Here is a 25,277-nt window from a genome sequence, read left to right on the forward strand (position 1 = left end):
GGCGCGGAGTAGTTTTCCGGCAGTGCCGGCCCTTGGAGGCGGCGTCCCACATATGAGGCCGAAGAGGCGGAAGATTCACATGGTCACACATACAGACGCGAGCGCGAAATCACATGTCAGCGAGGCCGAGGCGCGGAAGGTCGCCGAGGCCGCGCGCGAGACCGACTGGACGGGGCGAACCTTCGTCCGGAACCTGTTCCTCGGGAAGTTCAGGCTCGACGCGATCCACCCCTATCCCGACCCCGACGACTTCATCTCCGAGCGCGCCCGCGCGTGGACGGAGGACCTTCGCGTCCTTCTCCGTGACGAAGTGGATTCGGACGGGATCGACCGGGACGGCAAGATCCCGCCCTCGGTCGTCCGGGCGCTCGCCGAGCGCGGCGCCTTCGGCATCAAGGTGCCGCAGAAGTACGGCGGCCTCGGGTTCAACCAGACGGAGTACGCGAACGCGATGCGGGTCGTCGGCTCCGTGGACGGCAACATCGTCGCCCTCCTCTCCGCCCATCAGTCGATCGGCGTCGGCCAGCCGCTCAAGATGTTCGGCACGGCGGCGCAGAAGCAGGAGTACTTCCCGCGGCTCGCCAAGGGGGCGGTCAGCGCCTTCGCTCTCACCGAAAACGACGTGGGTTCGGACCCGGCCCGCCTCACGACCTCCGCCGAGCGCACGGAGGACGGGAGCGCGTTCATCCTCAACGGCGAGAAGCTGTGGTGCACGAACGGCACCCTGGCCGCACTCTACGTCGTGATGGCCCGCCACCCCGACACCGGGCGCATCTCGGCCTTCATCGTCGAGCGCGACTGGCCGGGCGTCGAGGTCGTGAAGCGCTGCCACTTCATGGGACTCAGGGCGCTCGAGAACGGGATCATCCGTTTCACGAACGTGCGCGTGCCCGCCGAGAACCTCCTCTGGAAGGAGGGAAGCGGCCTCAAGCTCGCGCTCATGACGCTCAACACGGGGCGGCTCACGATCCCCGCCTCATCGGTTGGGGGGGCGCAGGCCGCTCTGGAGGCGTGCCGCCGCTGGTGCGCGGAGCGGATCCAGTGGGGCGTGCCGGTCGGGAAGCACGAGACGATCGCGCACTACTTGACCTCGATCGCGACGCGGACCTACGCCATGTCCGCGATCGCCGACCTCACTCAGTCGATGGCGGACCGGGGTGGTTACGACATCCGGCTCGAGGCCGCCATGGCGAAGCTGTGGAACACCGAGACGGGCTGGCAGCTGGTCGACGACGCGCTGCAGGTGCGGGGCGGCCGCGGGTACGAGACCGCCGACTCGCTCACGGCGCGCGGAGAAGAGCCCGTCGCGGTCGAGCGCTGGCTGCGCGACTTCCGGATCAACCGGATCTTCGAGGGTTCGAGCGAGATCCTGCGACTGTTCATGGCCCGCGAGGCGGTCGACCGCCACCTCCAGGTCGCGGGCAGTCTCGTCGACCCGCGGCTCGGCCTCGGCGCGAAGCTCAAGGCCCTGCCGCGGGCGGCCTGGTTCTACGCCACCTGGTATCCGACGACGTGGATCGGCTGGAGCCTGCCGCCGCGGTTCGCGAGCCACGGGCGCCTGGCGAAGCACCTTCGTTTCGTCGAGCGTAACAGTCGCAAGCTGGCCCGGACGATCTTCCACCTCATGCTGCGCCACGGGCCGGGGCTCGAGCGGCGACAGGGGCTCCTCTTCCGCGTTATCGACATCGGCGCGGAGCTGTTCGCGATCGCGGCGGCCGGCACGCGGGCCGACATGCTGCGGCGGCGCGAGGGTGTCGAAGCCCGTGACGAGGCACGGGAGGCCGTGCGGCTCGCGGATTCGTTCGCGGTCGAGTCACGCCGCCGCGTGGGCGAACTCTTCCGCCACATCCGCTCGAACCACGACGCGGCCGACTACCGCATCGCCCAGGACATCATGGCCGGCGACTTCGCCTGGATGGAGCGCGACATCGTCGGCCTCCAGAAGGCCGCGCTCGAAGCCTGGAAGGGCACGGCGCCGGAGCTATCGTCCGACGGGAAAGCCCATGCCCGCCGGACCCGACGAGTCGCGGAGGTCCAGACCCAGGTCGTTTAGCGGGTCAGCCGGCCGGGCCGGGAACATCCTCCACTTCGATTTCAGCCTCGTGGCCGCACAGGGTGCCGGAGAGGACTCCGGCCACGGTCGGCTCCGTGCCGGAGAGGTCCGGCTCACCGCTCAGAACCAGGTCGACGTCGCAGGATCCGGACCGGTCGTCGAGCTGCCAGTCCAGTCGGCCTGTCGCCGAGCCCTCGATGCTGAAATGCTCGAGGAAGCCGACGATGACCACTTCGGTCCGTTCGCGGATGCCCGGTGCGCCATCTACGGTGAACTGCAACCCCCCGCTCGAGATCTGGCACCCCGTGGGTGCGGCGGTGAAGTCGGATACCAACCTGAGGGTGTCCGCAACCGACCCGTCCACAGACACCCCCGTGAGCCTGACCTGTCCCCCGAGGGGACATGCGGCCACGGTGCTGTCCTCGGAGGCGTGAATGATCCGGGGCGCGGAGTCCTGCAGGATCGCCCTCATCCCCTCGAACAGCGCTACGGCCTCGGTCATCGTGAGCGGGGCGTTGTCGGGGGCGTTGTCGGGCTCGGTCGTGCCGTCTCCGCAGCCGACCGCGAGAGCGCAGAGCCCGCCGACGAGAACTCCCCATGCCGCATCCATCTTTCGTCTGAACATCATCTATACCTGCCGGTTCGAGTGTGTGCTTCCTCTTGAACTGCCGGGCGATCCGCGCTCCGGCAACCTGGCCCTCTACCCTCATTCGAGCCCCGTGATCCGTAAGCAGCAGCCCAGGGGCTCCGGTCATGGCGTCGAACGGTAACTCACGAAGTCGCGAGGCGTCAGCACTCGAGCTGCTTCGGGCGCGTTCTCGACGAGGAGACGATCCCCGGTGATGAGGTGGCTTCGGGACCTGCTGCCGAGCAGGGCCCACAGGTGGTTGTCGCCTAAATCCGGAGCCGTTTCGCCAACCACGGGTTCGGACCAGATCGCATTTGCGGTCAACTCCGTGAGCAACCGGTCGATCTCGGCATCCGTTCGGCCGTGGAGACGTGCGAGGCGGGACGACGCAGCACGGAAGCGTACTCGGTGAGGAGGTCGCCGGACATCAGGTAGAGGAGGCTGCCGTCGAGCATCGGCTCCAGGACCTGTGCCGGCGGACTCTTCGGGTCGGATCCGACCATCGCCGAGACGATCACGTTCGTGTCCACCACGAACACGGGCGTCATGGAACCGGTCCGTCCCCCCGCGGCCGCCGCGATCAACGAATGGCGGCTACCGGCCCTCGCGATGAAGTCTCGTCTCCCTGACCGCCACGGCCATGGCTTCCTCGGCGCTCAGTTCAGCGCTCGAGCGGGCTCGGGCGACGATCTCACTGGCCGAGTCCGAGCGGCCTGCGGGCTCCGGCGGGACGATGGACGACCGGGCGGGGTGTGAGGCCTCGAAGGCGGCAATCGCCTCTTCGTGCCGAAGGATGCAGGACAGCTCGTCGAGGCCCTCCAGCAGGCAGTTGCGGGCGAACGCGTCGATCCGGAAGGGGATCGTGCGGGACGCCGTGCTGACGATGTTCTTCTCCAGGTCGACGGTGAAGGTCGCACCGGCCGCGGCCTCCTCCAGGCAGGCAGTGTGCGTCTCTTCGTCGACCCGGATCGGGAGCAGACCGTTCCTTAACGCGTTCTTCTGAAAGATATCCGCGAAACTCGGCGCGATGACCGCGTCGAACCCGTGGTCCATGATCGCCCACACCGCGTGCTCGCGTGAACTTCCGCAGCCGAAGTTCCGGCCCGCAATGAGCAGGCGGGCGCCCTCCGCCTCTGGCCGGTTGAGCGCGAACTCCGGCCGCGGCGCGCCACCACCCTCGTATCTCCAGTCGTGGAACAGGTGCCGCCCGAGTCCGGTTCGTTCCACGGTCCGCAGGTAGCGCGCCGGGATGATCTGGTCCGTGTCGATGTCATCGAAGGCGACGGCCACCGCCCGCGTCACGACCGTGCGGAATCTCTTCATTCGACCCCTCTCCCTCGACTTCCAGCAGCTAGCTGCTAGGCGTGCAGCAATTCGCGGGGGTCCGTCACCTTGCCCGTTACCGCCGCGGCGGCGGCCGTGAGCGGCGACCCCAGCATCGTCCGGCCGCCCCGCCCCTGGCGACCCTCGAAGTTCCGGTTGCTCGTGCTCACGGACCGCTGGCCGGCCGCCAGATGGTCGCCGTTCATGCCGAGGCACATGCTGCACCCCGGCAGGCGCCACTCCGCGCCCGCTTCGGTGAACACCCGGTCCAGCCCCTCGCTCTCCGCCTCGCGCCGGACCTGCTCGGACCCCGGCACGACGAGCGCGCGCACGCCCTCGCTGACCTTCCGTCCCCGGAAGATGCGGGCCGCCTCTCGCATGTCCTCGATCCGCGCATTCGTGCAGCTTCCGATGAAGACCACATCGATCTTCTGGTCGATCACCGGCTCCCCGGCGTCGAGGTCCATGTACTTCAGCGCGCGAGCGACCTGCTCCCGCTCCACCGCATCCGGGATCGCCGCCGGATCCGGGATTCGCGAGCGGATCGGGATCGCCATCGAGGGGTTCGTGCCGAAGCTGATGAAGGGCTCGAGCCTGGTTACATCGAGCGAGACGGTCTGGTCGTAGGACGCGTCGGGATCGCTTGCCAGCGCCCGCCACCGGCTCAGGGCCCGGTCCCACTCGACCCCCTTCGGCGCAAACTCGCGCCCGGCCACGTATTCAAACGTCGTGTCGTCCGGGGAAATCAGTCCGGCCCGGGCTCCGGCCTCGATCGACATGTTGCAGACCGTCATCCGGCTCTCCATCGACAGGCTGCGGATGGCCGAACCGGTGTACTCGATGACGTGGCCGGCGCCGCCATCCACGCCGATCTTCGAGATCAGCGCGAGGATGAGGTCCTTGCTCGTCACCCCCGGGCGGAGTCGTCCCTCACACTCCACCCTGAGGTTCCCCATCTTGCGCTCGAGCAGGCACTGCGACGCGAGGACGTATTCCACCTCCGTCGTCCCGATGCCGAAGGCCAGCGATCCGAAGGCGCCGTGCGTGGACGTGTGGCTGTCGCCGCACACGATCGTCTGACCCGGCTGCGTGAGCCCGAGTTCGGGCCCGATGACGTGGACGATCCCGCGATGCTCGTGCCCCATGCTGTAGAGCCGGACGCCGAACTCATCGCAGTTTTCCTCGAGGCTCCGGAGCTGTTTCGCGGCGAGTTCTCCCGCCGTCGCGATGTTCAGACTCCTCGTCGGGGTGACATGATCCGCCGTGGCCAGCGTCCGATCCGGCGCCCGGACCTTGAGGCCGCGTCGCCTGAGTCCCGCGAAGGCCTGGGGGGACGTGACTTCGTGAATCAGGTGCAGGTCGATGTACAGCAGCGACAGACCGCCCTCGCCATCCAGTACGACGTGGCTGTCCCAGATCTTGTCATAGAGCGTGCGCGCGTTCTCGGCCGACATGATCAACCCCGATCCCCGGCGCTCAGAGCGCGGACGATTAACTCTCCCATTCCCTCGGTCGACACGGGGGCCCGGCCGCTGGCGCTGGCGGCCGCCAGATCGGCCGTCGCATGGCCGTCCCGCAGCACACGGCCAACCCCGTCATGGACCGCGTTGGCCTCCTCCGTAAGCGCGAAAGTCAATTCGAGCATCATGGCCACGGAGAGGATTGCACCGACCGGGTTCGCGATCCCCTGGCCCGCGATGTCCGGCGCCGTCCCGTGAACAGGCTCGTAGAGCCCTACCTCGCCGCCCACGCTCGCCGACGGGAGCATGCCCAGACTGCCGACGAGAACTGCCGCCTCATCGCTGAGGATGTCGCCGAACATATTGTTCGTGAGGACGACATCGAACTGCCGAGGATTGGAAATGAGCTGCATGGCGCAGTTGTCCACCAGCATGCTGGAGAACTCGATGTCTCGGTATTCTCGCGCCACATCGCCAACTATGGCGCGCCAGAACACGGACGACTCGAGGACATTCGCCTTGTCGATGGACGTCACCTTCTTCCGCCGCGTGCGGGCGAGTTCGAACGCCGCGCGGGCGATCCGCCGGATCTCGCCCTCGGAATAGATCTCCGTGTCATATGCCACGCCATCCTCGATCCCGCGGGGGAGACCGTAATAGATGCCACCCAGAACCTCGCGAACGATGACAAGGTCCACCCCTCGCACATGGTCGGCGCGGAACGGGGACCCGGCGACGATGGCATCTCCCACCGCGATGGGGCGGATGTTGGCGTAGTTTCCCAAGAGTTGCCGCAACTCCAGCAGTCCCCTTGCGGGATCGATCGTCTCCCCATGGACCGGTTCCGCGGCGAATCCGACCGCCCCGAGGAGCACGGCGTCGACTCCGCTCGTCAGCCTGCGCGTTTCCTCGGGCAGCGGATCTCCGAACCGGTCGATGGCGCGTGCGCCCATCGCCCCTTCGATGATCTCGAACCGATGCCCGTAGATCTCTTCGATGGCTTCGAGGACCCGGCGAGCCTCGCGCAGGACTTCCGGTCCGACTCCGTCTCCCGGCAGAAACAGGATGCGTCCGTCCACCCGTCCAGCCTTCCGCGGCTTCTAGGAAATACCCGGGAACTCGACGGCCGCCGCCTTCGAGCATTCCCGCGACACCAGCCGTGCCACCTTGTTCATCGCATCCAGATACGATCGGGCCGCGGCGATATTGAGATCCGTGCTGGCCGCCCGGCCTACAACGATCGTGCCGTCGAAGTCGACCCGCATGAACACTTCACCCACGGCGTCGCTCTCCCTGGTGACCGACTTCGCGGAATATTCCAGCACTCTTCCGTTGGCGGCGACGATCTGGTTCACCGCGCGGACGATGGCGTCGACCGGCCCATCTCCGGTCGCCGATCCCGTATACAGCGCGCCTCCCTTCTCCACGCCAAGGGTGACGGCGCAGACCGCGTCCGACTGCCCCACCAGCCGGAACTGCTTGAGTGCGAACGTCGTGGGCACCACGGTCAATCCTACGTTGACGATCGAGCGCAGGTCGTCATCGTAGATCGGCTGCTTCCGGTCGGCCAGCTTCGTGAACAGCGTGTATGCGCGCGCCAGATCGGCCTCGCTGAGTTGATAGCCCAGCTCCCGGTAGCGCGCGGCGAGCGCGTGCCGGCCGGAATGCTTGCCCAGCACCAGCCGGCTCTGCGGGACGCCCACCGACTCCGGCGTCATGATCTCGTAGGTCGCGGCGTGCTTCAGGACGCCGTCCTGATGAATCCCGGCTTCGTGCGCAAAGGCGTTCTTCCCGACGATCGCCTTGTTCGGCTGCACGTCCATTCCCGTGACGCTCGAGAGCAGCTGGCTTGTGCGATAGAGCTCCCGGGTGTTCACGCCCGTCTCCATTTCGAGCTCGGCGGAGCGGACCTGGAGCGCCATCACAACTTCCTCGAGCGAGGCGTTTCCGGCGCGCTCGCCGATCCCGTTCACGGCGCACTCGACCTGACGGGCGCCGTTCAGAACGCCGGCCAGGGAATTGGCGACCGCCAGCCCGAGGTCATCATGGCAGTGTGTGCTGATCGTGACGTCCTCTATTCCCTCGACGTCGCCCAGGCTCGCGATCAGGGCGCCGTACTCCGCCGGCAGGCAGTATCCCACGGTGTCGGGAATGTTGACGACGGTGGCTCCGGCCTCGATGGCGGCGGCCACGACCGTGCGCAGGTATTCGGGATCGGACCGGCCCGCGTCTTCCGCCGAAAACTCGACATCGTCGCACAGTGACCGCGCCAGCTCGACGGCTTCAACCACCGTGTCCAGGGCTTTCGCGCGAGACTTGAGCAGCTTGTGCCGCAGGTGGATGTCGCTGGTGGCGAGGAAGGTATGGATTCGCGGTCGCGTCGCGCCCTCCAGCGCCTCCCAGCAGCGCCGGATGTCGCCGGGACTGGTCCGGGCCAGCGCGGCAATCGAGACCTCGCGCACCTCGTTGGCGATCCTCCTCACCGCCTCGAAGTCCCCATCGGAGGCAATAGGGAAGCCCGCTTCGACGACGTCCACTCGCAGTCGTTCCAGTTGCCGGGCCAGACGAAGCTTGTCTTCGACGCTCATGCTGAAGCCGGGCGCCTGTTCGCCGTCCCTTAGCGTCGTGTCGAAAATCGCGATGGGCCGCATGTGGGATCCGGGGGAGGGAGTGCACGGATGATAAAGGGGCGCAAGAAGATAGGCCTGACGGCGTTGTGCGCAAGTTCCGTTCGCCCGTTCCGTCGGCAGCGTCTCGTCGGGAAGCGGTTCAGGGCCGCAGTTCGCGCAGTGTCCTGCCGGCCCGCCAGAGTTCCGAGTCGGCCATCTCGCTCAGTTCCTCATCGAGGCGCTCGCGGTAGTCGTCCCGTCCGCACGTCTCGATGACGATCCGGGCCTCCTCGCCCGTGCGCACGCTCTCGTAGAGTTCGTCGAACAGCGGCGTCACGGCCTCACGGAACCGGTGCCGCCAGTCCAGAGCGCCCCGCTGCGCGGTCGTCGAGCAGTTTCTGTACATCCAGTCCATGCCGTTCTCGGCCACGAGCGGCATCAGGCTCTGGGTCAGTTCCTCGACCGTCTCGTTGAACGCCTCCGAGGGCGAATGGCCATTCTTCCGGAGCACCGCGAACTGTGCCTCGAAGACGCCCGCGATCGCCCCCATGAGGATGCCGCGCTCGCCCGTCAGATCCGACCACACCTCCCTCTGGAAGTCGGTCTCGAACAGAAAAGCGGAGCCGACGCCGATGCCCAGCGAGATGACCCTCTCCCTCGCGCGGCCCGTCGCGTCCTGAAAGATGGCGTAGCTGGAGTTCACGCCCTTGCCCTGCACGAACAGCCGTCGCAGCGAGAGGCCGGACCCTTTGGGGGCCACCAGCACGACGTCCACATCATCGGGCGGAATGATCCCCGTCTGCTCCCGGTAGGTCACGCCGAAACCGTGGGAGAAACCGAGGCACTTTCCCGGCGTGAGCTGCGCCCTGACCTCCTTCCAGCGCGAAATCTGGCCCGCATCGGACAGCAGGTACTGGAGGATGGTGCCTCGCCGGGCCGCCTCCTCGATCTCGAACAACGTCTCGCCTTCCACCCACCCGTCCGCGACCGCCCTGTCCCATGAGGGGGAACCGCCGCGCTGTCCGACGATGACCCGGAATCCGTTGTCCCTCAGATTGAGCGCCTGTCCCGGACCCTGGACCCCGTAGCCCAGAACCGCGATCGTCTCATTCCCAAGGGCTCTCATCGCTCGTTCGACCGACCATTCGCCGCGCGTAACTACCGTTTCTTCCGCGTCGCCAACACGTATTTTCGCCACAACCTCTCCCTCCGTGTTCGAGCGGCATCGGGTCGCCGCTCTCTGGTCAGTCTCCGGTATCGTCTTCCACCCTGCGATAGTCCACTCGCTCCACCCCGACGCAGGCTCCCATCTGTTTGACCGCCCGGCGAATGCGATCCGCGCCCGTGCGAACGATCACCTCATGCGCGAGAGCCGTGCCGCCCGGCGGGCTGTCACAGTGAAAGCTCTCGATCTCGATGCAGTGACGCCCCAGACACGCGACGAACCGCACGAGCAGGGCGCTGTCATTCTCCGTCAGCGCGGACACCCGGTATCTAGCCGTACCCCGATCCATTACTCGAGTCGGATCTCGGAGCAGCCCGCGCCGGCCGGGACCATGGGGAAGACGTTCTCCTCCCGCTCGACGACGATTTCAAGAAGAAAGGCCGCTTCCGAAGCCATCATCTCGTCGATGGCGGCGTCGAGTTCGCCCCTCTCCGCCACCTGCCTGCCGTCCATGCCGAACGCCGCCGCGACTTGCGCGAAGTTCGGGTTCTTCAGTTCGATGGCGGAGTAGCGCCGGGCGAAGAACATCTCCTGCCACTGCCGCACCATTCCCAGATAGCCGTTGTTCAGGATCACCGCCTTGACCGGTATCCCTTCCTGGACGATGGCCCCGAGTTCCTGCAGCGTCATCTGGAACCCGCCGTCTCCGATCACGCCGACGATCGGCAGGTCCGGCCGCGCGACGGCGGCTCCCATCGTCGCGGGAAGCGCGAACCCCATCGTGCCGGCCCCACCCGAGGTGATGAGGGTGTTGCCTTCGTCGAACCGGTAGTATCGCGCCGCCGCCATCTGGTGCTGCCCGACATCGGCTACGAGGGTCGCCCGGCCCCCCGTGCGCTCGGAGAGGCGGTGAATCACTTCGGCCATGCGGATTCCGGGCGTCCCGGGGAAGAGATCGCCGTCGATCACGCGCTCGCGTTCGATCTCGTCGCATGCGCGGAATTCGGCGAGCCAGGCATCGTGCGTCGCGCTCGCAACGCCCTCCGCCAGCGCGGCCAGGGCCTCCCTGGCATCCGCCACGATCCCCACTTCCGCCGGCACGTTCTTGCCGATTTCGGACTCGTCGATGTCCACGTGAACGACCCTGGCCTGCCGCGCGTACTTCGCGAGACTGCCGGTCACGCGGTCATCGAACCGCATCCCGACCGCCAGCAGCACGTCACAGTCATTGGTCTTGATATTGGGGCCGTAGTTGCCGTGCATCCCCAGGAGGCCGACGCACAGCGGATGCCGGGCGGGCAGGGCGCCCAGACCCAGCAGCGTACAGGCGAAGGGGAGTCCCGCCCGCTCGACCATGTGCCGGAGTTCGTCCTGCGCGCCGGAGAGGAGGACGCCCTGGCCCACGAGGACGAGGGGCTTGCGCGCTTCGTCGATGAGGCGGCACGCCGATGCGACGGCGTCCTCGTCGAGCCGCGGCCGCGGTTCATAGCCCGGGATCCGGTGCTCGTACTCGACCGGCTCGTACTCGAAGGTGCCGAACTGGGCATCCTTCGTGATATCGATGAGAACGGGCCCCGGGCGTCCGCTGCGGGCGACGTAGAGCGCCTTGGAGACGGCGGCCGGGATGTCCTCGGGACGCGTGATCTTGCAACTCCACTTCGTGACCGGCGCGCTCACGGAGAGCACGTCGGTTTCCTGAAACGCGTCGGAGCCGAGCAGGGCGGACACTACCTGGCCGGTGATGCAGACGACCGGCGTGCTGTCCATCTTCGCATCGGCGATCCCGGTGATCAGGTTCGTGGCGCCCGGCCCGGAAGTCGTGAGGCAAACACCCGGCTCGCCCGACACGCGCGCGTATCCCTGGGCCGCGTGAATCGCCCCCTGTTCGTGGCGCACCAGGACGTGGCGAAGTTCGTTCTCGTAGTCGAGCAGCGCGTCGTAGACGGGCATGATCGCGCCGCCCGGGTAGCCGAACACGACACGCACACCGCCCCGTACGAGGGAAAAGGCGAGGGCCTCGGCTCCCGACATGGTCCGCGTCGGCGGAACCGGCTCCCTCTCGCGACCGGGATGCCCGGTCTTTCTCTCTTCGGTGAGTACGGCTGTGTCGTACGTCATCGCTGTACGTCCCTGTCCGTGGTACAACCTTCCGAGGCGGACGACACGGTGCGCGCGTACCTGTAGAGAGCCCCGGAATTCGCGCGCAAAGGCGGCGCGGTCCATTCCTCGCGGCGGGCCTGAATCTCCGCCGGCGAGAGGTGGACGTCGATCGTGTTCCCGATCGCGTCGATCCGTATGCGATCCCCGTCGGCGAGGAGCGCGATGACGCCGCCCTCCTGCGCTTCCGGCGTGATGTGCCCGACGACGAAGCCGTGCGTGCCGCCGGAAAAGCGGCCGTCCGTAATCAGCGCGACGTCGCCGCCCAGCCCCCTCCCCATGATCATGGAGGTCGGCGTGAGCATCTCCGGCATGCCGGGCCCTCCGCGCGGACCTTCATAGCGGATGACGATCACGTCCCCCTTCCGGATCCGCCCCTCGCCGATCGCCCGGTTCGCGTCCGCTTCGCTGTCGAACACGCGGGCCGGGCCCTCGAAGACCTCGCCCTCCTTGCCGGTGATCTTCGCCACGGCGCCAGCCTCCGCCACGTTCCCGTACAGGATGCGGAGATGCCCGGACGCCTTGATGGGGTCCGCCAGACCGTGGATGACTTTCGGATCGTCGGCGAGCGGGGGCGCCTCGGCGGCATTTTCGGCCAGCGTCTTCCCGGTGACCGTCATGCAGTCGCCGCGCAGCAGACCCTCCGCGAGCAGCACCCTGATCAGCGCCGGCATCCCGCCGATCCGGTGCAGGTCCTCCATCACGTACGGGCCGCTGGGCCTGAAGTCCGCCAGCAGCGGCGTGCGGTCGCTGATGCGCTGGAAGTCGTCGATGGTCAGATCGACTTCGAGCGTCCGGGCCATGGCCAGGAGATGAAGCACAACGTTGGTGGAGCCGCCGATCACGACGGACAGGGTGACGGCGTTTTCGAACGCCTCGCGCGTCAGGATGTCGCGAGGGCGCAGGTTCCGCTCGAGCAGCACCCGGATCGCCTCGCCGGCCCTCCGGCTCTCGGCCGTCTTGTCGTCGCTCGTGGCCGGGTTCGAGGAGCTGCCGGGGAGACTCATCCCCATGACCTCGATGGCCGACGCCATCGTATTGGCCGTGAACATCCCGCCGCAGGCGCCCGCCCCCGGACAGCTCGACCGAACGATCTCCCGGTACTTCTCCTCGGTGATGGTGCCCGCCAGCCGCTGCCCGAGCGCCTCGAAGGAAGACACCACGTCCAGCCGGTCCCCGTTCAGGTATCCGGGCGCGATCGAGCCGCCATAGACCATGAGCGCGGGGCGGTTCAGCCGGCTCATTCCCATCATGGCGCCGGGCATGTTCTTGTCGCAGCCCATGATCGTGATCAGGCCGTCGTAGTGCTGCGCCGACGCGATGGTCTCGATCGAATCCGCGATCAGGTCGCGCGAGGGGAGCGAATAGCGCATGCCGAACGTGCCCATCGAGATGCCGTCGCTCACCCCGATCGTGTTCGAGACGAATCCGATCATCTCGGACGACCGCACCCCTTCCCTCGCGGCGACCGCGAGGTCGTTCAGGTGCATGTTGCACGGATTGCCTTCGTAGCCGGAGCTGACGATTCCGATCTGCGCACGATCCAGGTCGTCCTCGGTCAGGCCCGCGGCGAACAACATCGCGCGCGCGGCCGGACGACCCGTGTGCTGCGTCAACTCGCTGCTGATCCGATTCAGCATTCACCGCCCCCGCTCTCGTCCACCGGAAGATCGACGACTCGATACATCCATGGGGGTTACGTCGCGCGCTGTCGGTCGACGGCGGTTCCCGAACCGTGTCCCATCCCACCGCGCAGCCGGGCGCCTGCTCCTGGTCCCCTAACGCAGGCTAAAAAGTTTCGGAAGATAGGGGAATCCGGTCAGTTCGCAAATTTCGTCCATGCGGCCGGTTACGGACGCGCGGAGACGGAGGGACGCTCCCGCGGGAACGTGCAGCCCGGCTGTCAGCCGAGGCCGCCGCCGAAGCGATCGACGAAGCCGCGCTCCCGCTCGGTGAGGGCGGCCCAGCCCAGGGCCTTGATCTTGTCCGAGATCCGGTCGTACTCCGCGCGGTTCACCGGGTGGAGGGATGTCGGTTCGATCCGCCGCCACTTGGTGGTCAACTCGCGCTCGCCCATGCGCGCCCCGGGGCTCTCGGTCTGCTTCTTGAACTGCGCCGCCGGCGAGCGGACGGCCCGCACCTTCAGGTAGAGCCAGCCTCCGAGGAACCCGCCGAGGTGAGCGAAGTGCGCCACGCCTCCGCCCATGCCGCCGAGTCCCGACCACAGGGAGATGACGGTGAAGGCGATGACGAGGATGCGGACCTGGACCGGAATGACGAACCAGATCAGCACCCGGTCGCGCGGCCAGTAGCGGGCGTAGGCGAAGAGGACGCCGTACACGGCCGCCGACGCCCCGACCATGGGCACGTAGAGGCCTCCCCGCGACATCGAGATCACCGTCCACAGGATGTGCACGATGGCGCCCACCAGACCTGCGGTGAGGTACAGCTTCAGGAAGGTGGGCGACCCCAGCCTCGACTCGAGCTTCGGCCCGAAGAAGAAGAGCCCGATCATGTTGAAGAAGATGTGCGACAGCCCGCCCGGGTCGTGGAGGAACTGATAGGTGATGAGCGTCCACGGCCTCGTCAGCACCTGGGCCGGGACGAGCGAAAACCACGCGAACAGGTCGAGGTTGCTCCGCGTCACGAAGTAGGCGAGGAAGTTGATCAGCAGCAGCCGGCCGACGACACGGGTCATGCTTCGATCATCTCCGTGACCATCGCCGAGAACTCTCCGGCGAGCGCGGGGCCGACGCCGGCGTCCTCGTGCTTGAAGAAGGCGTAGGCGCGCGTCCACCCCGAGTCGCGCAGGCGGGCGGCCCATGTCTCCAGTTCGTCCGTGGAATACGCGCTCCGGCGCAGCCGCAGGTAGGTCCAGTCCGCCGTCTCGACGAGCGGCGCGTCATCCAGGTCGTCCGTCTCCGCGAGACAGAGGGCACAGTTGCGGTCCCGCAGGATGTCGAACACCCCCTCGTCGAACCATGACGCGTGCCGGAACTCGAACGCCGACGTACCGGGATTCGGAAGCTGTTCCACGAAGCACGCGAGCCGCTCATCGTCCCGCTTGAAGTTGGGCGGAAGCTGGTACAGGATGACGCCGGCCCGGTCCGCCAGCGCGGCCGCCGTCTGCACGAGGTAGTCCGTCTCCTCCTCCGCATCCCGCAGCCGCTTGAAGTGCGTGATGCGCCGCGAGGCCTTGAGCGCGAACCGGAACCCGTCCGGCACCGCCTCGGCCCACGCTTCGAGTACGCTCTCGCGCGGCATGCGGTAGAAGGTGTTGTTGATCTCCACCGCCCCGAGCCGGCTCCCGTAGAAGGACAACATCTCCTTGTTGGGGAGATCCTCCGGATAGAAGCTCCCCTTCCACGCGGGGTAGCTGTAGCCGCTGGTGCCGGTCCAGACCTGCATCCGTTGTGTAGTCCCGTGCCTTCGGAGGGTCGCGCGCTGCCCGCGCGGCGGGCGGGGAGAGATGATACGGCGTCGGAGGGACGGGGCCAACGTGAGGGCTGCGCGAGACGGGGGTCGCTTATGATCTGTCAAATGATAGATGTCTCCGACGTCGATTGCGGGCGACCTTGACGGTGAACGCGAGGTTCAACATCTTCGGCGATGCCTCGGCAACCAAACGCGTCAAGCGCGCCCCCCATCCAATCGGCGGTCTCGCCGCATCCCGACCCTTCTTTCCCCGGTCGCGTCCGCCGCCTTCGCCACGACCTTAACTTGTCCCAAGCGCAGTTCGCCAAGCGACTCGGCGTCTCCGTCATCACGATCCATCGTTGGGAAACGGGCCAGTCGAGCCCCCGGCCGCTGGGGATGAGGCGAATCGAGGAGATCGAGGAAGAGCACGCGCTCGAGACTGCGCGGACCCGCGAGCGCTCCCACCGAGGCACGGACCGCGCCCGGGCGAACCGCCCCCCACGGTTCCTCGACCTGAACGGTGATCCCGACCGCGTATCCCTCTACGTCGAGTGCCTGCGTCTCACACACGGATACCAGTTCAACCCGACCTTCGCGAGCGAAATCTCCCGCATCGATCCCCTTCCGCACCAGCGGATCGCGGTCTATGAGCAGATGCTGCCCCAGGAGCCGCTACGCTTCCTCCTGGCCGACGATGCGGGGGCCGGGAAGACGATCATGACGGGCCTCTACATGCGCGAGATGCTCATGCGAGGGCGGATCCGCCGGGTGTTGGTGGTGCCACCGGCGGGCCTGGTGGGCAACTGGGAGCGTGAACTGCGCACGCTCTTCCGGCTCCCGTTCCGCATCGTGTCGGGCCCGGACACGCGCGCCGGCAACCCCTTCGCGGGGCCGGGAGGCGACTTCGCCATCGTGTCGCTGGACACGCTTCGGGGGCATACCGCCTTCGCGGCGTTGTCCGACCCGCAGACCGCTCCCTACGACCTCGTCGTGTTCGACGAGGCGCACAAGCTCAGCGCTTCCAGGCAGCGTGGGCGGGTCGAGAAGACGCAGCGATACAAGCTCGCCGAGGCTCTCGCCGGGTGCTACAACGCGTCGCGCCGGTCGAGGCGTTCAGGGGACGGCCAGAACCTCGAAGCCGGGAGATCCGCCTCCGAGCCCGACTATTCCGCCCTCGGCTGGTCCGCGCGCCATCTGCTGCTCCTCACCGCCACACCGCACATGGGCAAGGACTCCCCCTACCATCATCTGTGGCGGCTGCTTGACGACCATGCCTTCGGCGCGGAGGAGGCGTTCCGGCGCTTCCCCTCCGAGGCCCGCGCACGCCATTTCATCCGGCGCACCAAGGAAGAGATGGTGGATTACGACGCGCGGCCGATCTTCCGCGAGCGGCATTGCGACACCTTCGGTTACGCGCTCACGGCGGGGGCGGAGGGCGAACGGGCGCTCTACGACCGCACCACGGATTATCTGCTGCACTCCTACAACCGCGCCTTGGGTAACCGCCAGGCCGTCAGGCTTGCCATGGGGGTCTTCCAGCGGAGGCTGGCTAGCTCCACGTGGGCATTGCTCAGGTCTTTCGAGAGGCGGATCGGCAAGGTTGAGGCGCTGATCGCGGACCTTGAGAGCGGGCGAATCGACGCCGCGGCACTGCGCCGCAGCCAGAACCGGCTGGATCGGGCACACCGAACGGACTTCTTCGACCAGCATGACTCGGCGGACGACCTTCGCGACGACGCCCGGCGAGAGCGTCACGAAGACTACGAGGACGCCGTGCTGGGAGCCGTGGTAGCGGTCACGGTCGAGGAACTTCGCGAGGAGATCGACACCCTGCGCGATCTGAGCCGGCGAGCCCGCGGCCTGGTTGACTCCGGCCGCGAGTCCAAGTTCGAGCGGCTGCGCGAGGTGCTGGCGGGCCCCGAACACGCCGACGAGAAGTGGCTCGTATTCAGCGAGCACCGTGACACGGCGGATTATCTGGTTCGGCGGCTCGAGGCGCTGGGCCACGCGGGCCGGGTCGCCACGATCCACGGGGGCATGGGCTGGCCGGAACGGGAGGAGCAGGTCGAGCGTTTTCGCGACCCTTCCGGAGCCCGTTTCCTGATCGCGACCGACGCTGCGGGCGAGGGGATCAACCTGCAGTTCTGCCGCCTGATGGTAAACTACGACATCCCGTGGAACCCGGCCCGGCTGGAACAGCGAATGGGCCGCATTCACCGCTACGGGCAGAAGCACGACGTGCGCATCGTCAACCTGGTGTCGACCGACACGAGGGAGGGACGCGTCCTGACCGTCCTGCTGGAGAGGCTGGAAGCGATCCGCAGGGAACTGCGTTCGGACAAAGTGTTCGACGTGATCGGGCGACTGTTCGAGGATCTGTCGCTGCGCGAGCACATGCGGGAGGCACTCACGGACGACGGCGAGCGGCGTGCCCGGAGCCGGATCGAGTCCGTACTCACGGAAGATTCGGTGCACGGCATCGGGGAACGCGAGGGGCGGCGCTACGGCGCAGGAGGCGACGTGGCTCGCCGCCTGGATACGCTGCGGACAGAGATCGAGCGAGAACGGTATCTGCACCTTCTTCCCGCCTACGTGCGGCGGTTCGTCGAGCTGGCGACCCCACTCCTGGGTCTGAAGGCTCACGGCGATCTGGACGATTGCTTCGCGCTGGCGGCGAAGCGGGCCGGCGCGATAGATCCGCTGCTGGCGGCCCTCGAGACCTATCCGCCCGCGGCCCGCGACCGGTTACGCGTGCGACGGCCCAGCGATGCCCGGCCGTGCGTGTGGTTGCATCCCGGGGAGCCGGTCTTCGATGCGATGTGCGACCGGGTACTGGCGGTATGCGAGAGGGATGCGGTGCGCGGGGCCATCTTCATAGATCCGCGGGCGGAAGGGCCCTACCTGCTACATCTGGGGGAGGTGGCCGTGGAGGAAGCCGCGGACGATCGTCCCACGGGCTCTTTGCAACGGCCGTCGCTCGAACGACGTCTGGTGGGGCTGCGCCAATCCGACGACGGCGAGGTCACGGAACTTTCGCTGGAACACGTCGCGCTTCTTCAGGGCGCCCCGCACATGCCGCCCGGCGCGGTGCCCATGGCGGCCAGGACGGTTACCCTGCGCGCGGAGGCAGCGACGTATCTCCAGGAAGAAGCGCGTCGAATGGCCGAAGCGCGCCGAGAAACCGTGCGCGCCGGGCTCCCGGAGCGCCGGAAACGCGTTGGCCTGAACTTCAATCTGAAGGGAGCGGACGCCGCTGAGCGGCGGTCGGAGTTGGCGAAGGATGCGTCGCCGGACGAGGAGGAACTGGAGGCCGTGAAGCGCGAGCAGAGAGAGTTGGGGACGCAACGTACATTGGCATTGGAGCGGCTCAACGCCGAACCGAAGCGTATCGTGCCCGGGGAAGCGCGCTTTCTCGCGCTGGCGCTTGCGCTGCCGCCGGCCGGCCAGGACGAGGTGGAGGCCTTCGATGTGCGCGTTGAAGAGGTGGCCATGCAAATCGCATCGGCGTGGGAACGGGAAGGTGGCGCCACGGTGACGGACGTATCGGGCCCAGCCGGCGCGAGGACGGCCGGATTCAGCGACTACCCGGGCTTCGACCTGCTGTCGGTGGGAGAGGACGGCGAGAAGCGGCACATCGAGGTGAAGGGCCGGGCCGGGAGCGGCGAGATCCGGATGGAAGCCAACGAGTGGCGAGCCGCATGCAATCTCGCCGAAGAGTATTGGCTGTATGTCGTTTACGGCTGCGCGACGGCTACGCCCCGGCTTGTGCGGGTACGGGATCCGTTCCACAAGCTCGTCGTTGGCATCACGACGCGGCACCGGATCGCCGCCGGCGCCGTGATCGGCGCCGCGGAGCCGGACGGATCGGGTGATCCGACCCCATCCGAAAAAAGGAGATGGTCCCATGAGTGAAATGATTAGGGAGAAACACCAACAGGAGATCAGCAAGAGTCGAGTGCGGGTTCGGATAACCTACTTGATGGGTGGATCATACGCCTTCGCCTCGATCGGCCTCATCGGTTGGCTGATGTTCTCTGGCAGCACCGAACTGGCACTTGGCGTCTTTTCCGGCCTTGCCTCCACGAGTGCGACGATCATCGCCTTCTGGTTCGGCTCTCGTGGCCCGGCCAAGCCGTCCACCGACGATCGACAAGGCGAAGGTTAATGGTACGCGTCTTGGAGCCGGCTGGTGCAGATGAGCGGTCAGCCTCAACTGCAGCCGTCCCCGACTGGGCCGTGGTTGATCTCTTCTGCGGGATCGGAGGCTTGAGCCATGGCCTCCGCCACGCCGGGTTCAACGTCGTTGCGGGAGTCGACGCCGACGAGACGTGTCGGTACGCGTTCGAGACGAACAACAACGCAACCTTCGTAGGTCGGCCGCTGGAGGATGTGTCCGGCGATGAGATTGCGGCGATGTTTCCAGAAGGGACCCGTCGCATCGTGGTTGGATGCGCACCATGCACGCCTTTCTCCGCGTACAGCGCCGGTCCCGGGGAGGCCCGTGACAAGTGGTCTCTCGTCGATCTCTTCATGGACCGCATTGCGGCTGTGGAGCCGGAGGTGATCTCCATGGAAAACGTCCCGCGCCTGAAGTCGTTCAAGCAGCGCCGGGTATTCAACCGCTTCCTGGAGCGCCTCGATGGCGTAGGCTACGAGGTGTCGGCCAAGGTTGTGAACGCGGCGGACTACGGTGTACCGCAAGACCGCAGCCGACTCGTGGTGCTGGCCTCCAAGCTCGGGCCCATCGACGTTCCCGCCGCCACGGTGAACACGCGTCCGACGGTTCGCGAGGCGATAGCGCACCTCCCCGCTCTCGATGCCGGCGCCGTGGACGCCGAGGATCGGATACACCGCGCCCCTCGGTTGTCGTCGCTAAACCTCCGGAGAATCCGCGCCGCCAAGCCCGGCAGGCCGTGGTCCGAGTGGGCAGATCAGGGTCTTCTTTCCCCATGCCATCGGCGAAGTACCGGCGCCAGCTACAAGAACGTCTATGGCCGCATGGAGTGGGATAAGCCTTCTCCCACGCTCACAACCGGCTGCTTCTCGTTCGGGCGGGGCCGCTTCGGTCACCCCAAGCAAGATCGCGCAATTTCTCTGCGCGAGGCCGCTCTACTGCAGAGCTTCCCGGCACGGTACGAGTTCATAGCAGCCGATGACCCGGTCTGGTTCGCTCGTGTGGGACGACACATCGGGAACGCGGTCCCTGTCGCCCTCGCCGCCGCCATCGGTGACACCATCCGCACCCACATCCGAGAGCACGCCGCATGAGCGAACAGCGCCCGTTCAAGATGACGATCAGCCTCGATGTCCTCCATCATCTGGGGATCGGGCTGTACAGCAACATTCCAGCCGTCCTCTCCGAACTCGTCGCCAACGCCTGGGATGCCGATGCAACTCACGTAGACATCATCCTCGACCACGCCACGCAATCCATTGAGATTCGTGACGACGGGCACGGGATGAGCCTCGACGACATCAACGACAAATTCCTGACCGTTGGCTACCAACGGCGCAAGGCGCACGCAGAAACTCCCGACGGCCGTGCTGTAATGGGGCGGAAGGGGATCGGCAAGCTCGCCGCGTTCTCTATTGCGGACACGGTTGAAGTCCACACTTCCAACGGCGAAGTGAACAACGCCTTCCGCATGAATACAGAACGCATTGAGGAAAGCGCACGAAACCCCGACGAGAAAAGCTATTTCCCCGACCCCATGTCATGCGTAGTCAGACCGAGCACATCGGGAACGCTTATTCGACTCACGGACCTTCGTAAGCGCCTGTCTTGGACCGCCCCGAATCTCCGGCGGCGCCTCGCCAGGCGGTTCAGCATCATCGGCGGCGCACACGGGTTTCGAGTACTCGTGGATGGTGAACCCATTACCGTGGAGGACAGGGACTACTTCAAGGATATGGAGTTCATTTGGCACTTCGGCGAGCGGGCGGAAAACTGGGACTTCACCAGGGCACCGTCCGGTACTGACGCGGGAACCGTACGTAACTTGGTGACCATCGACCCGGACAACGGTGGGCCGCCAATCCAACACAGAATCCGTGGTTTTGTCGGTACGGTCAAGAAACCCAGCCAACTCGACGACGTAAATAACGCGATCGTTCTCTCCGCGAGGGGGCGTCTGGTCCACGAGGACATGCTCCCGGAATACCGTCAAGCGCGCGTGTACACCGAGTACGTTGTGGGAGAAGTGGTAGCTGATTTTCTGGATGACACCGACACCGACGACATCGTGACGAGCGGACGGCAGAGGGTACAGCAGGACGACGCCCGTTACCTGGCCGTAAAGAAGACAGTCAACGCGGCTCTTCGGTCCATTCGGGACGATTGGGATCGGAGGCGTAAGAAGGCCGGGCTCCGGCGGGCGCTTGAATACCCCTCCGTGAAGCAGTGGTATGAGAGGATGGGCCCCGATAAACAGAAGACGGCCAAGCGGCTGTTTGAGAAGATCGAAGCTCTCCGCCTCGCGGAGACCGAGCCGAAGTACGAGCTATACCGCGCTTCGATGTTGGCCTTTGAAAAGCTGGCCCTAAGGGACATGCTCAGTGCCTTGGACGGTTGGGAAACTCATCGCGATTTCACGTTGCTGGCTCGTCTCATGTCTGGCGTGGATGAAATCGAGGAGACCAGCTACCATGAGATCGTCACGGGTCGCCTGAAGGTAATCGACGCGTTTCGCAAGCTCGTACCTGATGCTATGGAGAGAACGCTCCAGAAATACATTTTTGATCGTCTCTGGTTGTTGCATCCTTCATGGGATCGAGCCACGTCTAACGCTCACATGGAGCGCACTGTTCGCGCTGAGTTCGACAGAGTTCCGCTGACCGAAGAAGAACGGAGAGGCCGCATAGATATCAGGTATCGGACCACGGCAGGTAAACATATAATAATTGAACTAAAGAAACGCGACGCGTCAGTAAATGTGTTCGACTTGGCGAAGCAGCTTACTAAGTACAAGAATGCGCTGGCGAAATGCCTGAGGAATCGTTTCCCGGACGAGGTCCCCTTCATCGAATGCATCGCCGTCTTGGGGAAGCAACCTACGGGGAGTGACGATCGCGGGAGCGTGGATCAGACGCTTGGTGCCATCCATGCCCGATATTTGACCTACGACCAGTTGATTTCGGAAGCGCAGAAACGTTACAGCCAATATCTCGAAGCAAGAGACAAGGCCAGCGAATTATCGGTCATCATGGCAAACATGAGAGCCGACTTCGGTCTTTCTCCGACACATTCAGACGCTTCATGACTGCAAGGCTCTCCGAGTCCACCTTACCCCTGAAGCAGATCTCGCTCGATTCAGTTCACGAGAAGAATGTCCGCCACGGCCACATCTCCACGCTTCACATTTGGCCTGCTCGGCGACCGCTCGCGGCGTCGCGGGCGATGTTGCTGGCCACGTTGCTTCCGGACCCCGGGGACGACGAGGGCCGCCGCCGGATTGCCCGGCGCCTGGCCGGACGCCTGATCCCGAAGAAGCTAAGAGGCGGCGGCGAGGATCCGGAACAGAAGGAGACAGCGGGCGGGATCCTGCACTGGGGGCGTCAAGACGAGATGGAATTGGCGAAGTTCCGGACCGAAGTCAAGGAGGCCTTCGGTGGGCGAGCGCCGCGGGTCCTCGATCCGTTCGCCGGCGGCGGGGCAATTCCGCTGGAGGCGATGCGGCTGGGGTGCGAGACTCTTGCCTCGGACCTGAACCCGGTGGCCTGGTTCATTCTGCGGTGCACGCTTCACTATCCGCGGGTCGTGGGCCCGCGGGAGTTGCCCCTGCCTGACTTCGCTCTGCGTGACCGGGGGTTTGCTACGGCGCTGGTCAAGGCGAGGGGTGCCAAGACCAAGGTCGCGATCAGAAACGCGCTGGTCCGGCTGGGACACGGGGACGGCGGGCCCGTTCAGCTGGCTTCGACCCTGCTTGAAGAGGATGCGTCGACCAAGGCAGACTTCGCGTGGCACTTCCGGGCCTGGGGGCTCCGAGTACTGGACAAAGTGCGGCGGGAGCTGGCTGCCAGATACCCGACCTACGCGGAGTTCGAGCCCGTGCGCCGTAAGGGTCGTAGACGGTCTCAGGTTAGTGCGGATAGCAACTACGAGTCCCGACCGCCACGCCTTCTGAAGCCGGACGCGGAGGGTCGGGTCACGACCGAGGCGTTGAACGCCGAGTTTGACTCGGGCTATCTGGAGAAGGACGCCAATCCGCGCTGGGTCGTCAAGCCGATTGTCGCCTATCTCTGGGCGCGCACCGCCGAGTGCGGCGGTTGCAGATCCAAGATACCGCTGCTGAAGACCCGCTGGTTGTGCAAGAAGTCCGGCAAACGGATCCGCCTCACGATCACCCGACGGGAGGACGGGGGAGTCGATTTCGGTGTCGAGACGGACGTTCCGCCCGGATCGGGTTCGACCGCGCAGAGGCGGGGACATGATCGGACGCTGGGCGAGGGTACGATGAGCGCAGCCGGTGCCGAGTGCCCCAACTGCGGATCGGTCACGAAGATGGCAGAGTTGCGCGCCCAAGGCCGGTCGGGGCGCCTAGGCGCACGAATGACGGCGGTGGTCGTGGACGGCCAGATGGGTAAGGAATACCGAGCACCAACGAACCGCGACATCCAGGCTGCCAGCGTGAGATCACAGGATCTCGATGAGTTGTACGCCAGCGTACCGTTCGGGATGCCCGACGAGCCTACAGCACATGAAGACGCCTTGGGGATGAGGGTAGCGCGCTATGGATTCGATTCCTGGGGCAAGCTCTTCACCGACCGCCAGCTCCTCGCGCTGGGGACGTTTGTCGGCGAGATCCGGGCCGTGACGGAAGAGATGGACGGCTACACTGATGAGTGGCGAGAGGCGATGGTGGCTTATCTGGCTACAGCGGTGAGCCGCCTGGCTGACCGCGGGAGTTCACTCGCGACTTGGGTCGATTCCCGTGAAACGCTCGGCCACACATTCGCGCGCTTTGCGCTTCCAATGGTTTGGGATTTTGGGGAATCGTGCCCAATAGCAAAGACGACGGGAGGTTTTGGCCCGGCGGTCGAGTGGACAGCACGAGTCTACGAACATTTGATGAAAGCGACTGCGGATGCACCCTCCGCAAGAGTGGACGCGAGGTCGGCGACAAGACGACAGCCGTCCAACCTCGATCTGATTTGCACGGACCCACCCTACTACGACGCGATCCCGTATTCGGATCTGATGGACTTCTTCTATATCTGGTTACGCCGCGTCCTCCACGGCCTTTCTGCCGAGACGGATGCGGTCTTCGCGGAACCTCTCGGGCCAAAGTGGGAGTGCGCCACGGACGACGGCGAGCTGATTGACGATGCCAGCCGCTTCGGCGGCGACCGCGACACCTCGAAGAGGAACTACGAGGACGGCATGGCGAGAGCGTTCGTCCGCTGCCACGAAGCACTGCGAGACGACGGTCGGCTGGTCATCGTCTTCGCGAACAAGAGCCCAGACGCGTGGGAGACATTGGTCTCGGCACTGATCCGAGCGGGCTTCGTGGTGACCGGATCCTGGCCGATTCAGACGGAAATGCAGAACCGGCAACGCGCCATGTCCTCGGCGGCTCTTTCTTCGTCGATCTGGCTCGTCTGCCGCAAGCGACCCCGACTCGCTCGGCCCGGGTGGGAAACCGCGGTGCTCGACGAGATGCGCGAGAAAATCACCGACCAACTCCGGAACTTCTGGGATGCGGGAATCCGCGGACCCGACTTCGTGTGGTCCGCCACGGGCCCTGCATTGGAGGCCTTCAGCCGCCACCCCATCGTCAAGCGCGCCGACCGCCCGGGAAGCGTGCTCACCGTGGACCAGTTTCTCGGCGGCGTCCGCCGTATGGTGGTCGGATTCGTCGTCGGCCAGTTGCTCGCGCAGAAGAGCGGGGCCGCACGCGATCTCGACGATCTCACTACCTACTACCTCCTCCACCGCAGCGACTTCGGGCTTGGAGCGGCACCCGCCGGGGCGTGCATTCTCTATGCTCTCTCGTGCAACCTGTCGGACGCAGATCTCTCGGGGCGGCATGACCTCTTGGCTCGCGGAAAGAGCGGCCGAGGCGACGCGGACGCGGACGAGACCGACAGCGCCGGGCTCTCCGGCAGCGATGCGCGGCTGAAGACCTGGAAACAGCGTCGCTCCCGCGGCCTCGGCCAGCCGGCTTCCGACGGTACAAGTCCGCCGCTCATCGACTGCGTCCACAAAGTCATGCACCTTTGGCAGACCGGAGAGCAAGCCCGCGTCGACGCGTACCTGGAGGAACTCGGGTTGTGGAGGAACGAGCTGTTTGCGAGCGTGGTTCAGGCGGTGCTGGAGTCGGCCGAGCGAGGATCGGAGGAGCGGGCGCTTCTCGAGTCGATCCAGAACCACCTCCGAGGTACGGGCCCCGTAGCATCAACACAGGGAAGCTTCTTCTGAGCAGCCAAGAGCCGCCCAATACACACCTCGCAACACCACACAAAGCGG

The 25,277-nt window shown here is 66.0% G+C and carries 17 protein-coding genes and 1 pseudogene; 6 read left to right on the forward strand and 12 right to left on the reverse strand.

Annotated features, from left to right (window positions below):
* The first annotated feature begins 79 nt into the window (after nt 1–79).
* Complete coding sequence (locus ACOQPP_RS11745) at nt 80–2,053, forward strand: acyl-CoA dehydrogenase family protein (RefSeq protein WP_420636564.1); 1,974 nt, start codon at nt 80–82, stop codon at nt 2,051–2,053.
* Nucleotides 2,054–2,057: 4 nt separating this feature from the next.
* Here ACOQPP_RS11745 and ACOQPP_RS11750 read toward each other — a convergent pair whose 3' ends face one another.
* The 12 genes and pseudogenes from ACOQPP_RS11750 to ACOQPP_RS11805 all read right to left on the reverse strand — a co-directional run bounded on the left by ACOQPP_RS11750 (nt 2,058) and on the right by ACOQPP_RS11805 (nt 14,803).
* Nucleotides 2,058–2,681 carry a hypothetical protein gene (locus ACOQPP_RS11750; protein ID WP_420636565.1) on the reverse strand — a complete coding sequence of 208 codons (624 nt, stop codon included), beginning with the start codon at nt 2,679–2,681 and terminating at the stop codon, nt 2,058–2,060.
* A gap of 320 nt (nt 2,682–3,001) precedes the next feature.
* On the reverse strand, nt 3,002–3,229 hold the full coding sequence (locus ACOQPP_RS11755) for a PIN domain-containing protein (protein WP_419166816.1): 228 nt from the start codon (nt 3,227–3,229) through the stop codon (nt 3,002–3,004).
* A 199-nt stretch (nt 3,230–3,428) separates the two neighbouring features.
* Nucleotides 3,429–4,004 (reverse strand): annotated as a pseudogene (gene leuD, locus ACOQPP_RS11760) (3-isopropylmalate dehydratase small subunit); the annotation flags it as partial.
* A gap of 35 nt (nt 4,005–4,039) precedes the next feature.
* On the reverse strand, nt 4,040–5,458 hold the full coding sequence (gene leuC / locus ACOQPP_RS11765) for a 3-isopropylmalate dehydratase large subunit (RefSeq protein ID WP_420636566.1): 1,419 nt from the start codon (nt 5,456–5,458) through the stop codon (nt 4,040–4,042).
* A 2-nt stretch (nt 5,459–5,460) separates the two neighbouring features.
* Complete coding sequence (gene leuB, locus ACOQPP_RS11770; RefSeq protein ID WP_420636567.1) at nt 5,461–6,543, reverse strand: 3-isopropylmalate dehydrogenase; 1,083 nt, start codon at nt 6,541–6,543, stop codon at nt 5,461–5,463.
* A 21-nt stretch (nt 6,544–6,564) separates the two neighbouring features.
* Nucleotides 6,565–8,115, reverse strand: a complete 1,551-nt coding sequence (locus ACOQPP_RS11775; protein WP_420636568.1) for a 2-isopropylmalate synthase — start codon at nt 8,113–8,115, stop codon at nt 6,565–6,567.
* A gap of 118 nt (nt 8,116–8,233) precedes the next feature.
* Complete coding sequence (gene ilvC, locus ACOQPP_RS11780; RefSeq protein WP_419166812.1) at nt 8,234–9,271, reverse strand: ketol-acid reductoisomerase; 1,038 nt, start codon at nt 9,269–9,271, stop codon at nt 8,234–8,236.
* A 46-nt stretch (nt 9,272–9,317) separates the two neighbouring features.
* Nucleotides 9,318–9,560 (reverse strand): hypothetical protein, encoded by a 243-nt coding sequence (locus ACOQPP_RS11785; RefSeq protein ID WP_419166811.1) that lies wholly within the window; start codon nt 9,558–9,560, stop codon nt 9,318–9,320.
* Between the two features lie 26 nt (nt 9,561–9,586).
* The gene (gene ilvB, locus ACOQPP_RS11790; protein ID WP_419166810.1) at nt 9,587–11,356 is read right to left on the reverse strand and encodes a biosynthetic-type acetolactate synthase large subunit; all 1,770 of its coding nucleotides are present in this window, start codon (nt 11,354–11,356) and stop codon (nt 9,587–9,589) included.
* Nucleotides 11,353–13,035 carry a dihydroxy-acid dehydratase gene (ilvD, locus tag ACOQPP_RS11795; RefSeq protein WP_420636569.1) on the reverse strand — a complete coding sequence of 561 codons (1,683 nt, stop codon included), beginning with the start codon at nt 13,033–13,035 and terminating at the stop codon, nt 11,353–11,355. The genes ilvB and ilvD overlap by 4 nt, the downstream gene beginning before the upstream one ends.
* A gap of 263 nt (nt 13,036–13,298) precedes the next feature.
* Nucleotides 13,299–14,093, reverse strand: coding sequence for a rhomboid family intramembrane serine protease (locus ACOQPP_RS11800; protein WP_420636570.1), 795 nt, complete (start codon nt 14,091–14,093; stop codon nt 13,299–13,301).
* Complete coding sequence (locus ACOQPP_RS11805; protein ID WP_420636571.1) at nt 14,090–14,803, reverse strand: DUF72 domain-containing protein; 714 nt, start codon at nt 14,801–14,803, stop codon at nt 14,090–14,092. The genes ACOQPP_RS11800 and ACOQPP_RS11805 overlap by 4 nt, the downstream gene beginning before the upstream one ends.
* A gap of 201 nt (nt 14,804–15,004) precedes the next feature.
* Here ACOQPP_RS11805 and ACOQPP_RS11810 point away from each other — a divergent pair, with 201 nt between their 5' ends.
* Genes ACOQPP_RS11810 through ACOQPP_RS11830 form a run of 5 tightly spaced genes read left to right on the forward strand, consistent with a single transcriptional unit; the run spans nt 15,005 to nt 25,229 of the window.
* Nucleotides 15,005–18,724: a helicase-related protein gene (locus ACOQPP_RS11810; RefSeq protein ID WP_420636572.1), complete on the forward strand. Its 3,720-nt coding sequence runs from the start codon at nt 15,005–15,007 to the stop codon at nt 18,722–18,724.
* Complete coding sequence (locus ACOQPP_RS11815; RefSeq protein WP_420636573.1) at nt 18,717–18,977, forward strand: hypothetical protein; 261 nt, start codon at nt 18,717–18,719, stop codon at nt 18,975–18,977. Before ACOQPP_RS11810 ends, ACOQPP_RS11815 begins: the two co-directional genes overlap by 8 nt.
* The gene (locus ACOQPP_RS11820) at nt 18,977–20,080 is read left to right on the forward strand and encodes a DNA cytosine methyltransferase (RefSeq protein WP_420636574.1); all 1,104 of its coding nucleotides are present in this window, start codon (nt 18,977–18,979) and stop codon (nt 20,078–20,080) included. Before ACOQPP_RS11815 ends, ACOQPP_RS11820 begins: the two co-directional genes overlap by 1 nt.
* Nucleotides 20,077–22,071: an ATP-binding protein gene (locus ACOQPP_RS11825; RefSeq protein WP_420636575.1), complete on the forward strand. Its 1,995-nt coding sequence runs from the start codon at nt 20,077–20,079 to the stop codon at nt 22,069–22,071. The genes ACOQPP_RS11820 and ACOQPP_RS11825 overlap by 4 nt, the downstream gene beginning before the upstream one ends.
* The gene (locus ACOQPP_RS11830) at nt 22,068–25,229 is read left to right on the forward strand and encodes a DUF1156 domain-containing protein (RefSeq protein ID WP_420636576.1); all 3,162 of its coding nucleotides are present in this window, start codon (nt 22,068–22,070) and stop codon (nt 25,227–25,229) included. The genes ACOQPP_RS11825 and ACOQPP_RS11830 overlap by 4 nt, the downstream gene beginning before the upstream one ends.
* The last annotated feature ends 48 nt before the right edge of the window (nt 25,230–25,277 follow it).

It is taken from the genome of Candidatus Palauibacter sp. (assembly GCF_965222475.1).
Lineage (GTDB): Bacteria > Gemmatimonadota > Gemmatimonadetes > Palauibacterales > Palauibacteraceae > Palauibacter.

Coding starts and splice junctions, on each gene's coding strand:
- ACOQPP_RS11805 (WP_420636571.1), bottom strand. CDS start 14,803: ATGCAGGTCTGGACCGGCACCAGCGGCTACAGCTACCCCGCGTGGAAG.
- ACOQPP_RS11750 (WP_420636565.1), bottom strand. CDS start 2,681: ATGATGTTCAGACGAAAGATGGATGCGGCATGGGGAGTTCTCGTCGGC.
- ACOQPP_RS11800 (WP_420636570.1), bottom strand. CDS start 14,093: ATGACCCGTGTCGTCGGCCGGCTGCTGCTGATCAACTTCCTCGCCTAC.
- leuC (WP_420636566.1), bottom strand. CDS start 5,458: ATGTCGGCCGAGAACGCGCGCACGCTCTATGACAAGATCTGGGACAGC.
- ACOQPP_RS11810 (WP_420636572.1), top strand. CDS start 15,005: ATGCCTCGGCAACCAAACGCGTCAAGCGCGCCCCCCATCCAATCGGCG.
- ACOQPP_RS11825 (WP_420636575.1), top strand. CDS start 20,077: ATGAGCGAACAGCGCCCGTTCAAGATGACGATCAGCCTCGATGTCCTC.
- ACOQPP_RS11830 (WP_420636576.1), top strand. CDS start 22,068: ATGACTGCAAGGCTCTCCGAGTCCACCTTACCCCTGAAGCAGATCTCG.
- ACOQPP_RS11820 (WP_420636574.1), top strand. CDS start 18,977: ATGGTACGCGTCTTGGAGCCGGCTGGTGCAGATGAGCGGTCAGCCTCA.
- ilvD (WP_420636569.1), bottom strand. CDS start 13,035: ATGCTGAATCGGATCAGCAGCGAGTTGACGCAGCACACGGGTCGTCCG.
- ACOQPP_RS11745 (WP_420636564.1), top strand. CDS start 80: ATGGTCACACATACAGACGCGAGCGCGAAATCACATGTCAGCGAGGCC.
- ilvB (WP_419166810.1), bottom strand. CDS start 11,356: ATGACGTACGACACAGCCGTACTCACCGAAGAGAGAAAGACCGGGCAT.
- ACOQPP_RS11755 (WP_419166816.1), bottom strand. CDS start 3,229: ATGACGCCCGTGTTCGTGGTGGACACGAACGTGATCGTCTCGGCGATG.
- ACOQPP_RS11775 (WP_420636568.1), bottom strand. CDS start 8,115: ATGCGGCCCATCGCGATTTTCGACACGACGCTAAGGGACGGCGAACAG.
- ACOQPP_RS11815 (WP_420636573.1), top strand. CDS start 18,717: ATGAGTGAAATGATTAGGGAGAAACACCAACAGGAGATCAGCAAGAGT.